Genomic DNA, 13,218 nt, shown 5'->3' with positions numbered 1-13,218 from the left:
TCTTCCCCCCTTAGATGACCTTTGGAGCTAACGCTTCGCGTACCCATTTATTATTTTCATAAGAAATCCTTCTAAGATTTAAGCGCTGCTGTGAACGGGGACCTTCATTCCTTGCTATTATCTTCAATTTTCCCCAATCGGGTTGTTGGTAAATCCACGTTTCAGTATCTTTATCAAATCGAAGTGTTTCATCAGGAATGGTATAGCCAAGTGAAAGGATTCGCTTCACATATTTAGAAAAAAAGGCTTGGCGAAGTTCTTCATTCGTGCTTGTTCTGATTCTGTACTTAATCGTTACATCTTGTTTGGAAGAGCCAACTTCATTCTTACTAGGAGGTCCAAAGAAGAGCAAAAGTGATTCCCACCAATAATCGATAGAGTCTTGAACCATTTTTCTTTGTTCTTCCGTTCCTTCTGCCAAAGCCATGATTATCGCTTCACCATGCTGGGCATGAAAAACTTCTTCCGCGCAAATCCTTTGTAAAGCACGAGCATAAGGACCGTATGAAGCACCAAGCATGTTCGTTTGGGAAATAATAGCTGCTCCATCCACCAGCCAGCCGATCAACCCTGCATCTCCCCAAGATTTAGATTCCATATGGAAGACATTATGAAACTTTAAATCTCCTTTGAACAAATCTTGCATCAAGTCATCCCTTTTTTTGTTATACGGCTTTAACAAATCCTCGGCAACGCGAAGCAATAATTGTCCATGTCCCATTTCATCCTGCACTTTTGCCATGATTCCAAGTTTTCTATTCAAGGTAGGGGCTTTAGGTACCCATTCTTTTTCTGGAAGTGCCCCCATGATTTCACTGATTCCATGCATTGAAATTAATTTAATGAGTGTGCCTCTGTAATCTTCCGGCATCCAATCATCCGCTTCTATCTTTTCTCCTGCTTTGATTCTGGCAATAAATTGATCTAACTTTTCTTGTTCTGCCATATCATTTAAAAGAACGTTCATCTAAACACCTCTTATCCAATAATATATATAACGTTAATATAACGTTATTATATTTTATCGTTATATTAAAAGCAAGACTAATGCGTCACTTTTTCTAAATAATAGGAAAATGGTGAGATTGAACCATTTTCCTATTATTCAGCCAAAACCTTACATGGAGACGAATCTACTTTGATAGAATCTGTCGGGCAGCCTTCCATTGCATCATCCAGATCATCATATAAATCTTCCGCAACTTCTGCAGTTCCTTCATTTTCATCCAGAAGAACAAATGCGATTCCTTCATCATTGTAATCAAAAATTTCTGGTGCCGCTGCACCACATGCACCGCATGCAATGCATGTATCTTGATCCACAATTGTATATTTAGCCATGATGCCTTCCTCCTTATTCTTATTTAATTATAGGTTCTTTCTTCTCTTCCATTAAACTTGTACTATGAAGCGGCTGCACTTTTGAGGACGGATCAACGTATACTTTTGCATTACTGATTGCAGTAGGAGCTTCACCAAAACCACTTGCTATTAGCTTTACTTTGCCATCGTATGTACAAATATCACCCGCAGCATAAATTCCAGGAATATTCGTTTCCATTCTTGAGTTAACGACAATTGCATTTTTTTCAATTTCAAGCCCCCAGTCTTTAATCGGTCCCAGGGATGAGATAAAACCATAGTTAACCACAACTGCATCTACCTTTTGTATAGATTCTTGACCATTATTCACATTCTCAAGTACCACATATTCAATCTCTTCAGAACCACGCAATTCAACCGGGACATAAGGAGTCATAACATGAACGGTAGAGTTTGTTAAATTTTCGACGCTATGCTCATGTGCTCGGAATTTATCACGTCGGTGGGCAATAGTTACGTTATTAGCGATAGGCTCTAGCATTAAGGCCCAATCAACCGCTGAATCACCGCCACCAAACACCACAACATCCTTTTCCGTAAACGAATTTAGGTTATCCACGAAATAATGGAGGTTTTTCCCCTCAAATTTTTCTTCTGTTTTAATTTTTAGTTTCCTCGGCTGAAATGCACCATTTCCCGCAGTAATTATGATTGTTCTTGAAAAATGAACTTCTTTATTTGTTGTCAGCTTAAAAATACCATCTTCCTGCTTTTCGATTGTTTCGACCGCCTGCTCTAAGCAGACCTCTTGTTTAAACGCTTTCATTTGTTCTTTTAAATTATTAACTAGTTCCTGTGCCCGTACTTTTGGAAATCCTGCAACATCATAAATATACTTTTCTGGATATAACGCAGATAACTGACCTCCTAGCTGTGGCAAACTTTCTATGATTTTGACAGACATTTGTCTCATGCCACCATAAAATGCTGTAAAAAGCCCCACAGGTCCTCCGCCAATAATCGTGACATCGACTACATTACTTCGCTGATTCATCCAATATCTTCCTTTCCATCAAGTTACGTTAATCACAGCATCTTTCCGCTTATCAACAACACGAATGGCTTTTCCCTCTGAACGCGGAATGCTTTTTGGGATGTTGACCACAATATCCATCGTGACAAGACATGTAGATTTCATATGATGCTGAATCGCCTTCTTTAATTTTTGTACATTTTCATGTGTTAAGTCTCCATCTATACCTCTATAGAAACCGCTTTCAATTTCAATATGCAGTTCAACACTATCCATATTACCTTTCTTAACAAGATGAATCTGATAATGAGGAACAATCCCCTCCATTTGGAACAGCACACGCTCAATTTCAGATGGGAATACATTCACCCCTCTTACTATGATCATATCGTCCGTCCTGCCTTTAACGCGGGACATTCTTGTTGTCGTACGTCCGCATCTACACTTTTCATGAGTAATGGAAGCAATATCACCTGTACGATATCGAATAATTGGTAGCGCTTCCTTTGTTAAGCTAGTAAAAACAAGTTCTCCATCTTCTCCATCCTCTACAGGTTCAAGCGTGTCCGGATTGATTACTTCTACAAGGAAATGATCTTCTGCGATATGAAGTCCATCCTGCGCTTCATGACATTCAATAGCAACACCCGGCCCCATGATTTCACTTAGACCGTAAATATCGACCGCTTTCAAGTTCAGTTTCTTTTCCAGAGTAGCTCTCATTTCCTCTGACCATGGCTCAGCTCCGAAAATCCCATACTCAAGACCATTATCAGCTGGGTCAATCCCCATCTCTTCCATCTTTTCAGCAATATTCAAAATATAAGAGGGAGTACCACAAATGCCTCGCGGTTTAAAATCATTAATAATGGTAATTTGACGATCTGTGTTTCCTCCTGAAATAGGAACCGTTGCAACGCCTAACTGCTCTGCACCATAGTGAAGACCAAGTCCGCCTGTAAACAGTCCATACCCGTATGCATTATGAAATATATCGGATTTTCGCCCTCCTGCAGCGACAATACCTCGCGCGACGATAGTTGCCCAGTTCTCCAAATCATTTTTCGTATATCCGACAATTGTCGGCTTCCCGCTTGTTCCGGATGATCCATGAATACGTGTTACATCTTCCATCGGAACCGCGAATAAACCAAACGGATATTGATCGCGTAGAACCTGTTTTTTTGTAAATGGAAGCTTTGTTATATCACTTAACTGTTGAATATCCTGTGGATTAATACCCAGTTCTTCAAATTTCTCTCTGTAATAAGGTACATTCTCATATACATGGCTTACCGTTTTTTTAAGGCGTGTCACTTGTAATCTTTCCATTTCAGCACGCATAGCTGTTTCAACTTCTGGATTGTACATTGTTTCAGTCCCCCTTATTTGCTCGTTTTTCATCCGGCCCCTTTTTCATAACGATATTAAAACGGAATATTAATTATTGTTATGTTTCATTTTTAAGATTAATACGCCATTTCTACGTTGTCAATAATGTTTTCTTTGAAATTAACAAAAATAGAAAAATTAACAAATATTTAAATTTAAATTTACATAACTTTCTGACTATGATACTTTTACTATGATATATATCATTTTTCGATACAAACGTTTTGAAATCGTATTACAATTTCAAGGAGGGATCATTATGGAATCACCAGTAAAAACAGATCATTTAATCAAAGGCCATGACAGAGAGGTTCAGTATCGTAAATTAATTGAAACAGAAGATTTCAAAGATTTACTTCAAAAGAAAAAAGCATTCATTGTACCAGTCACTCTATTCTTTCTTGCATTTTATTTTGTCCTGCCTGTTTTAGCTGCTTATACAGATGTATTAAAGGGTGAAGCTTTTTTCAATATTACATGGGCATGGGTGTACGCACTTCTCCAATTTGCTGTCGTATGGATCGGAGGAATTGTCTATATTAAGAAATCAGCGAAGTACGACAAGATGGCCAAAAATATTTTGACTAAATATCGGGAGGAGCTTGGCGAATGAGTACTTTATCTCTTACGCTTTTTTTAGGAATCATTTTGTTAACGCTTACAATAACATATTATTCTTCTAAAAAGACGAAAAACGCAAGCGATTTTTATACAGCAGGTGGGGGATTGACCGCCTGGCAAAATGGATTAGCCGTGGCCGGTGACTTTATGTCAGCTGCCTCTTTCCTAGGAATTACAGGAGCAATCGCACTAATAGGTTTTGATGGCTTTTATATGAGCATCGGGAACCTTGTTGCATTTCTTGTCTTATTATATCTTGTTTCAGAACCACTGCGTAACTTAGGAAAATATACGCTTGCAGACATGATTTCAGCGCGTTTCAAATCAAAAAAAGTACGTGGGATAGCTGCCGCGAACACACTTGTCATTTCAATCTTTTACATGATTGCACAACTAGTTGGTGCTGGCGGATTAATTAAACTGTTGCTCGGCATCGATTACGGGCTGTCCGTTCTTCTCGTCGGTGTATTAATGACAATTTACGTAATTTTCGGTGGGATGAGAGCGACAAGCTGGGTGCAAATCACCAAAGCTGTTCTTTTACTGTGCGGTTCCGCCGTGCTGACCTTTATTGTTTTTTCCCGCTTCAATTTTAACATCTCTGAAATGTTCCACCATGTTCAAACAGCAACACCTCTTGGTAATAATTTTTTAAATCCAGGCAATAAATACACTGATGGACTTGACATGATTTCGTTTAATATGTCGCTTGTCTTAGGCGCAGCTGGCCTTCCACATTTGCTCGTCCGCTTCTTTACAGTAAAGGACGCGGCTACTGCAAGAAAATCGGTAGTATACTCTACATGGTTTATAGGCATATTTTTCATCATGACTATTTTTCTAGGATTCGGAGCTGCTTCTTTCGTCGGATTTGACCGCATTGTTGAAGCAAACTCCGCTGGAAACATGGCGGCGCCACTCCTCGCATTAACCGTGGGCGGTGAATTTTTGTTCGCTTTCGTTTCAGCTGTCGCATTTGCCACTATTTTAGCGGTTGTCTCCGGTCTTGTTTTAACGTCTGCGTCCGCTTTCGCACATGACATTTATGGAGAAATTATTAAAGACGGGAAAATAACTGAAAAGCAGCAAATTCTTGTAGCCCGTGTTGCATCAGTTAGTGTTGCTGTTATTTCAATCGTGCTTGCTTTGTTTGCACAATCGTTGAACGTTGCTTTTCTTTCTGTACTTGCATTAGGAATCGCTGCAAGTGCCAACTTGCCGATTATCCTTTGTACAATTTACTGGAAACGATTTAATGCAACTGGCGCAATCACTGGGATGTTATTCGGATTACTCAGCTCACTTTTATTAGTTATGCTCAGCCCGAATGTGTGGAATCCAGAACCAGGAATGGGTATTTTCACTGGAGATCCTCTCTTCTCAATGAGCAACCCAACCATTTTCACTGTGCCACTTGGTTTTATCGGTGCATATTTAGGGACAGTGTTGTCTAGAACAAAAGACGAGGAAAATAAATTTCCGGAAGTACTGTTCAAATCTAACACCGGATTTGGGATAAGTTCAGCAAAAGACCATTAAAGAAAGGAGAATTTCCATGACCATTCAATTAGATGATCAGAGTATTCACGAATTACATTACGATCAAATTAAGCAAGTGCTAATAGACGAACCATTTGCTTCTTTTCTCGGTATGAAACTGACAAAACTCGGTCCCGGCACAGCGGAAGCTGAATTAATCCCTGACGATCGAATGCTCAATTCACACGGAACAGTTCACGGGGCAATTATCTTTTCACTTGCAGATTACGCATTCGCAGCTGCGAGCAATTCATATGGCAAAACAGCAGTCGGTGTCACAACCAATGTTAACTTTATATCAGCTGGCAAACGTGGTGAGACCTTAACTGCAAATGCAAAAGAAGTAAAGAAAAATCACAAACTTGCATGGTACAAAATCGAAGTCCTAAATGAAAAGGAACTAATCGCAACCATGGAAGCGATGGTATACCGGAAGAATCATTATTTTGTTCAACAAGATTAATAAAGCATTATTATAACCGGACAAGTCAGTAGACTTGTCCGGTTGGCTTTTTCCCCTTGATAGATAGGCCTTTAACAAGACATATATAGGAGAATACTAGATAACTGGATTAAAAAAATAATATTTAAAATAACTATTGCTACACTTGTACAAATTCCATAAGTCTTCCGACTAGTTATTTACTACAATTCCGGGTTCTATAACTTTTAACCACTCCCCCCGCTCCCGCTTACTTACTTCACCAGCCTCATATACTCTTTTTCCGTGACGGTTATTTGACAAGGGAAAATATGACCCATATAAACACTTTACTTATTTTTCGCGAAAAAATTCGTTTCCAAAACTCATGAAACTATACTAACTCCAGACTGTCTTTATAGGTAGTAATTGTAGCTATTTGTTTAAGTTCCTTTTCATCTGTGTTAGACTCTCCAAGTTTAACTGTATTCTCTTGGGACATCTTATAAATTTTCTCTTTTGTTGCATTTGAAGGAATATCCACAATACTCCATTTATCGACTTTAAGTGTATTAACAAATTCATTTACACCATCTTAATTATCGATAACATTTAAAATCAATTCTGGATTTTCTACTGACGACACTTCTATCTTTTGGATTTTCTCAAGCCCAAAGTCTTCTTTCATAACTTTTTTTCATTGCTACACCCAAATAAAAGTATAGTTATACTAAAAGTAAATATAAATATCATACAAACTTTTTTCATAATTGTTGCCCCTAAGATTCCCAACTATAAACTGCACTAGAAAATTTTAACATTTGTTGATTATTATTTCTATACACTTAGAGTCTTAATTAATTTCAGTCTTAAGCCTTAGATTATATATATAATCAGACAAAAGTATAAATTGCTTATCTTAAACCATTATGCCCCGATAGTTGCATAATGAAAAAGCTGCCTTAAAGACAGCTCTGACCTTGAACTAACGCACCTGTTAGTTATTTAAGGGTAACTTTTTCACTTTAATTCTGAGGCTATAAACACGCAATTTGAACGCTCTCTATAACAAAGACGTTTGATTGTGGAAGATCATTTATGCTGTCTAATTGAATAAAAGCATACAGCGAACGAGTGCAAAATATCCTATTTTAATAAATCATTGACTTTGATTCTCCAAACCAAATGATCATACCCTTCATCCCAATAATCCTTTAACAAATAATCAGGATCACCAAATTTCTTTTTCCAGATTTTTTGTGCACGAATATATCCACTATCTAAACAAAATTCTTCTATGCCACTATGCTTCAAAGTAAAATACATTGTCTTCAATAGCAAATTACCTACCCCATTCCTCTGGTAGTCAGGATGAACAAATACTGTACCTACCTCAATTAGCTTATTTAAAGCATTTTTTGTACAATTGCATATCAGCTCGCTTGATGGACCGTATTCGATTGAACCAATAATTTTATCATCATCTAAAGCAATCAAAAAATATCGTTTTTCCCCATTGCTTTCAAGATCACTTTCTAAGTATTTTTTCTTAGCTTCGATTTCATCTTCTATATCATCCAACTTCTCTCCGATACCTTCTTTATTAAACGTGTCTGTAATCACTACCCTAAAAAAATGATTTAACTCTTTAATGTTCTCAGTTCTTGGCCTTCTAATCTCAACATTAAGCACTCCGAACCCCCTCCCTCTCAGCTCTTAAATTCAATAAAAGCTTTCAATAATCCTTTTTGAAGTATCATGCTTCGTTAGTTTAAGTGAAAACCTACTAAATTTTCATGCCATATTTCTGTAGCCTTGAAACAAATTTTGATCAAATTTAATACAAGAAACCTTGATAAATGAATAATAGAAAGGGCATGTTTTGAAAAAAGATTAATCAAAAACACGCCCTTATATTATTTAATTGGATTATTTTTTCATAAAAAAGTTTGATCATTTTTGTGTTCCTTAATGAACTAACGCACCCGTTAGCTTAAGTACATTATTTCACAAACTTTTTACAAAAGAGGAACCTTTGCTTGTTCCGTTGACAAACCCATTTCGAGGGATGTGAAAAAGTCTCCTAAGATCACCTTCAGTTAATGTCCCAACTACAAGTACATATCAAAGAATATGAAACTTATGGAGTTTAACAATAGTTTAGTTCAAACGGTGAACAATTTCATATTGATTTCCACAAGGATCTTCAAAATAAACTGCATAGTAAGTAGGGCTAATGGGAAATTGTTGAGGTCCAGAGGTAATTTTTCCACCAATTTCTTTAATTAGTGTAGCAAGTTTGTCAACTTCATCACGATTTTCTACCCAAAATCCAACTAGATTGCCGTTTGGTTTATGCAAAGGATCTTCAGTGATGGCAAAATAGGCTACACTTGGAAGATTCCCATTGGCTGCAAACACCTTCCACTTATCACTATGGAATGTTTGAATAAAGCCTAATGCGGTAAGAAAACCCTCATAGAATGGTAAATTTTCCTCTAAATTATTTACTCTAAGGTCAATGTGACTAAATGGGTTCATAACTTATCCCTCCTTTTAAATTAAATCCCTTCTTCTATTTGTTTAAGAATTCTTTCCCAGTATTGCAGCATTTCTTCTCTCACATTCTGATCAGAGAGGTTTTCTTGATGAAAGCTAATGGTCGTTTTTGTGTTTTCTTTTGGTATGATTCGAACTTGAATGGTAGAAGTTTTATCCCAACCTTCTTTTTTCCAAGCAAGTCGAAGTTGTTGTAGAGGTTTAACAATTCGAAATTCACCTTCCCCCATTTTTGTACAGAATTTCTGACCTGGTTGAAGATTTATTTTGGTGCTTTCACCTAACCATAATTTTAATCCATCTTCAGATGCGACAAATTCCCAGGCTTTTTCCTGTGAAATTGGAAAGGTTCTTCTAATTCCTACTTGAAATCCAACCGTTTTAGTTTGACCAACAATTCTCCGTGTGTCCATTTCTTCACCTCTCATCTAAAAAACAAAATTTAAAATTCTTATATTAAAGTTCTTGATCCCTACTAATAATTCCTTTTTTATCCAAAGTCTTGTTGAACTAAACTGCCCCTTTAGCTCCATAAGAAAAGAGCTGCCGAAGCAACCCCCTTTTTGATGTAATGCACCTGTTAGGTGCTTTTCAAGATCTTCTAAAACTTGAAGTAACTGCTTTATTGTCCCTTTACTTTGGCTATACTCCAATGTTATTTTTTCTCATTTCGATTTTAATTTTATGTGGAATTGCAATCTGTTAGTAGAGGTGTATTTATTACTTTTTTACATACATTTTGTTTATAAAGGGGTCAACAGAAGAAATGGTTACATCTTGATAATAATAATTTACAATATCCTTATAATTTTTACCCTGTTGTGCCAATCCATTAGCGCCATATTAACCTACTCCGTGACCATTACCCTTAGTAGTAATAATAACCTTACTACCTTCTCTTTTAAATGTGAAATCGGAAGAATTAAGTTTTAGCTTATCTCTGATAGTTTTCCCACTATATTTCTTATCGTTAATTTCAAATAACTTTATACGATTTCCTTTGGATTTTGAGATAACCATCCCGATATTAACATCATTATTCAATTTAATTCCCAGCAACTCTTCAAATCTAGATACTTGAATAGTTGTTTGGTATTGGAATTTAGGAGATTGTATGTCCCAAGGACTTTCAACGCTTTTTAGATATGGCGTTTTATTACCCCAATAATCCTCAGAACTCTCCGTATATCCATTACTGGTTGAAAAGAAAGAAGCATCGATTGGTTTCTCATCATAGGTTAAAATTTGACCTTTTGTCGCTTCAACTGCTTTCTGAACTTTAGAGATATTTGATTTATAATCTTCTCCCCATTCATTAGCTAGTTCTTTTTTATTTTTATAGACTTGATGGTATTGAATATTATCAGTTATATCAGTACCTTCTGGTAAATTAATTTTAGAATTAGAGAGCATTTGTTTAACTAAAAATGTTCTAGCTGCTAAAGATTGAGCCTTTAAGGCCTCTAATTCAAAAGTTACTGGCATTTCTGAAGCAACAACACCTACCACATATTCTTCTAAAGGAATATTTTCAATCTCTTTAGTGTTTGTCCTATAAACTGACACGTCGATGGATGGTTCAGTCGAATTTTTATCTTTGTTACTTTCTTTAATGTCAGTTGATGCAATAATATTCTGTTTTGTAGATGCTTGTTTTGGATTGTTCGAAAATGAAACTACTAAAAGAGAAGGTACTACTAAAATTACAGAAAATATTGTAAGAACTATCCACATTAATGGTTGAAATTTATTCATCATTCCTCCTTAAAAATAAATCACTTTTTTAAGGTTATGAATAATTCATTCTTTATATTACCACCTATTGGAAACTTCATATACGATCATTAGATAAGACTTACAATTTATATAGTCCATTTTAACAATACTTAATGAACTAATCTGCCCCGTTAGTGCCATAAGAAAAAGGCTGCCTCAGCAACCTCTCTTATTGAAGTAAAGCACCCGTTAGTTTAAGTGTATATCTTCACAATTCCAATCGTAAAAGGACGACGTGGCATAATTGACCGTAAACCTCGTAAACGTGGCGGTAAATCTAAACATAGAGGAATTAGCCACGAACAGGTTTGTGTTCTTGTTTCTAGAGACCGCACCAAAGCAACCGTATCCAAGGTTGTGTGTATGGGGCGTGTTGTAAAAACAAAGGTTGAGAGTATGATTGGTTCTAAACTTACATCTGATAATGTACTCGTTACAGATGCTTGGAGAGCCTACAAGACTTATGCAAAAGAGAAAGGGATAGAGCACTACCGAATTAAATCAAATGATGGAAAACACGTTATAAAGGGTCTATATCACATTCAAAATGTGAACGGTCTCCATTCTCGTATGAAGCAATGGATAGACCGTTTTAAAGGCGTGACTACAAAGTATCTGGACAATTATCTTGCCTGGTTCCTCTTTGTAGATAGCCGCAGCAACGAAAACACTAAACACAATATTAAAGAATTTCTACTGTCATCATTTGTATTTGAAATGACGGATACTTTTATGATAGCTTACGTCTCTCTAAATTCTCTGTAAATTGATTGCTTTGAAAATCCCAAAACAAGAAATTATTAGAATGAATTTTATTGAATATGATAAAATTAGATAAAAATATCAGATGAAAGGAGGAAACAGTGAAGAGGATTACCATTTATTTTATTTCATTGTTATCGCTAATGATATTATTGAGTGGATGTAGTCTAAATGCTGATTCAAAAACAGATTTGTTTCAATATAAGAATTCATATGTAGGTGACAACAGTGCGGTTGGAAATATCGTAAAACAATTGGCACATAACAAAGAGTTAAATCAAATTTCACTTGAGACCAAGAAAGAACCATATGGAATTATTTTGGAATACAAAGATATAGATGTAAAAAAAGTAGATAAAGAAATGAAGGAAACTGTTATATCAAACTCTACATTTCTTTTTGCTTTAATTAAAAATGTAGATTGGATTACATTCAAATTTCCAGACCAAGAATTCTCTGTAACAAAAGAGAAATTACAAGATTGGTACAACAATAAATTGGATGGGTTTGAAAATGAACAAGACTTAAAGAAACTGATACAGGAACACTTGAAGTCTGAGGACTCAGTTAATCAGTTTTTTCACCAGTAAAAGCAAGAGTGCTCTAATCCAGAGCACTCTTATTTTTAGGGTATTATCAACAACTATCTTTAACAGAGCCTATTTTTTAAGGACCTGTACTCATTTTACTCATAATCAGTAACAATAAAGTCGTTTAAAAAACTAGAATATGAATAAAAACTGAATTATTCTTCGCTTACCATAATAGTTTACTTATATATAATCCTGTATTTTGGCAAAATAACCCCATTGTTATATTTTTTTAGGTCCATTAGTTCTAATTGAATCTTCTTTTTACTCGAACCAAAAAGTGAAATACCTTCTCCAATCATGACAGGATTGACTTTTAGTATAAGAGTGTCGATCAATTCGTGGTCAAGGAGTGAACCAGCCAGTTGACCACCACCACAAAGCCAAATTTTTTGATTCACTGTATGTTTTAAAGTGTTAACAAACTCAATTGTGTTTTCTTTTACAAACTCCACTTCCTCATTCGACTCAATATGCAATTTACTCGAGAAAACATAGTGCTTTAGTTCGGGATTTGCAAACTTTGCAAGTGGCCATGGCTCACCTGGTTTCACTCCATCCTGTAATCCGAGCTCGTATGATTTTCCTCCCATTAAAGCAATTCCATATTCTCTAATATCAGATAAAAAGTCTGGGCCGTGGTCACCTTCATAAAGAAAAATCGAATCATCCGCAATGTAATTTGGATCTGCAATATATCCGTCGGCCGTAGTTGCCACATGATAAATCAATTCAGACATAATTTAGTCCCCTTTAAAAGAAATTTTCTAAATTATTTCTATTAAACTCTATTAATTTCCTCTAATTGTTATTCTTTATCAACTCCCTCAGTTTGATACGAATATCTCTCGAATGCTCACTTATTCGCAGGATTTCATAACCCTTGTAATTGGATTTCCGGGTAATTGAAATGAGATCAGATCATTTTGGCTTCGTGAAGGCATAGTTAAATAAAGGAGTCAGCTACCACTCCATATTTTACCATATAATGTACATCTCCACGCCGCCCCTGGAGGCTATCCCTCCCATGTCTCAACGGGTCAATTGCCCTCTCATTCCTTCGTCATGCCTATCCAAGGGGTGAAGGCCAGTTATGCTATCCTGATAGGTCACAGTGCCCTTTTGTTCAAGAAACCTGGTACTCCGTACATATTTGAAATCCTACGAATAAGACAACATTCAAAATTAAAGTTAACTATTTT

Annotated in this window: 12 protein-coding genes and 2 pseudogenes; 5 read left to right on the top strand and 9 right to left on the bottom strand. The window is 36.1% G+C overall.

The features are described from left to right. Positions 1-10: 10 nt before the first annotated feature. The 4 genes from paaA to paaK form a co-directional block, all read right to left on the bottom strand. Positions 11-967: a 1,2-phenylacetyl-CoA epoxidase subunit PaaA gene (gene paaA, locus ACQKMR_RS18935; RefSeq protein ID WP_427698696.1), complete on the bottom strand. Its 957-nt coding sequence runs from the start codon at positions 965-967 to the stop codon at positions 11-13. Between the two features lie 134 nt (positions 968-1,101). After that, positions 1,102-1,341, bottom strand: a complete 240-nt coding sequence (locus ACQKMR_RS18930; RefSeq protein ID WP_427698695.1) for a ferredoxin — start codon at positions 1,339-1,341, stop codon at positions 1,102-1,104. Between the two features lie 19 nt (positions 1,342-1,360). Further along, entirely contained in the window at positions 1,361-2,377 is a 1,017-nt protein-coding gene (locus ACQKMR_RS18925; protein ID WP_427698694.1) for an NAD(P)/FAD-dependent oxidoreductase, read from the bottom strand. 18 nt (positions 2,378-2,395) lie between these two features. Continuing rightward, positions 2,396-3,727: a phenylacetate--CoA ligase PaaK gene (paaK, locus tag ACQKMR_RS18920; RefSeq protein ID WP_427698693.1), complete on the bottom strand. Its 1,332-nt coding sequence runs from the start codon at positions 3,725-3,727 to the stop codon at positions 2,396-2,398. 280 nt (positions 3,728-4,007) lie between these two features. Between paaK and ACQKMR_RS18915 the strand changes: the two genes are divergently transcribed. From ACQKMR_RS18915 to ACQKMR_RS18905, 3 genes are read left to right on the top strand one after another with little or no spacing between them, the layout of a single operon-like run. Continuing rightward, positions 4,008-4,361 (top strand): DUF485 domain-containing protein, encoded by a 354-nt coding sequence (locus ACQKMR_RS18915; RefSeq protein WP_427698692.1) that lies wholly within the window; start codon positions 4,008-4,010, stop codon positions 4,359-4,361. Further along, positions 4,358-5,908 carry a solute symporter family protein gene (locus tag ACQKMR_RS18910; RefSeq protein WP_427698691.1) on the top strand — a complete coding sequence of 517 codons (1,551 nt, stop codon included), beginning with the start codon at positions 4,358-4,360 and terminating at the stop codon, positions 5,906-5,908. Before ACQKMR_RS18915 ends, ACQKMR_RS18910 begins: the two co-directional genes overlap by 4 nt. Positions 5,909-5,924: 16 nt before the next feature. Continuing rightward, entirely contained in the window at positions 5,925-6,371 is a 447-nt protein-coding gene (locus ACQKMR_RS18905) for a PaaI family thioesterase (RefSeq protein ID WP_427698690.1), read from the top strand. A 1,104-nt stretch (positions 6,372-7,475) separates the two neighbouring features. Here ACQKMR_RS18905 and ACQKMR_RS18900 read toward each other — a convergent pair. From ACQKMR_RS18900 to spoIID, 4 genes and pseudogenes are all read right to left on the bottom strand, one after another. Continuing rightward, positions 7,476-8,021: a GNAT family N-acetyltransferase gene (locus tag ACQKMR_RS18900; RefSeq protein WP_427698689.1), complete on the bottom strand. Its 546-nt coding sequence runs from the start codon at positions 8,019-8,021 to the stop codon at positions 7,476-7,478. Positions 8,022-8,489: 468 nt separating this feature from the next. After that, positions 8,490-8,870 (bottom strand): VOC family protein, encoded by a 381-nt coding sequence (locus ACQKMR_RS18895; protein WP_427698688.1) that lies wholly within the window; start codon positions 8,868-8,870, stop codon positions 8,490-8,492. Positions 8,871-8,890: 20 nt separating this feature from the next. Next, positions 8,891-9,301 (bottom strand): SRPBCC family protein, encoded by a 411-nt coding sequence (locus tag ACQKMR_RS18890; protein ID WP_427698687.1) that lies wholly within the window; start codon positions 9,299-9,301, stop codon positions 8,891-8,893. Positions 9,302-9,608: 307 nt separating this feature from the next. Next, positions 9,609-10,643, bottom strand: a pseudogene (gene spoIID / locus ACQKMR_RS18885) (stage II sporulation protein D). A 246-nt stretch (positions 10,644-10,889) separates the two neighbouring features. Here spoIID and ACQKMR_RS18880 point away from each other — a divergent pair. Both ACQKMR_RS18880 and ACQKMR_RS18875 read left to right on the top strand, forming a co-directional pair. Continuing rightward, positions 10,890-11,434: pseudogene (locus ACQKMR_RS18880) on the top strand (IS1595 family transposase); the annotation flags it as partial. A gap of 93 nt (positions 11,435-11,527) precedes the next feature. Continuing rightward, a complete protein-coding gene (locus ACQKMR_RS18875; protein ID WP_336483014.1) occupies positions 11,528-12,016 on the top strand; it encodes a DUF4825 domain-containing protein in 489 nt (162 codons plus the stop codon). Positions 12,017-12,195: 179 nt separating this feature from the next. On the opposite strand, the gene ACQKMR_RS18870 is transcribed toward ACQKMR_RS18875, so the two are convergent. Beyond that, positions 12,196-12,756: a dihydrofolate reductase family protein gene (locus ACQKMR_RS18870; protein ID WP_427698686.1), complete on the bottom strand. Its 561-nt coding sequence runs from the start codon at positions 12,754-12,756 to the stop codon at positions 12,196-12,198. Positions 12,757-13,218 lie beyond the last annotated feature (462 nt).

The sequence above is a fragment of the Peribacillus sp. NPDC096540 genome (assembly GCF_050278525.1).
GTDB lineage: Bacteria > Bacillota > Bacilli > Bacillales > DSM-1321 > Peribacillus.
This window is presented reverse-complemented; position numbering and strand designations above follow the sequence as displayed.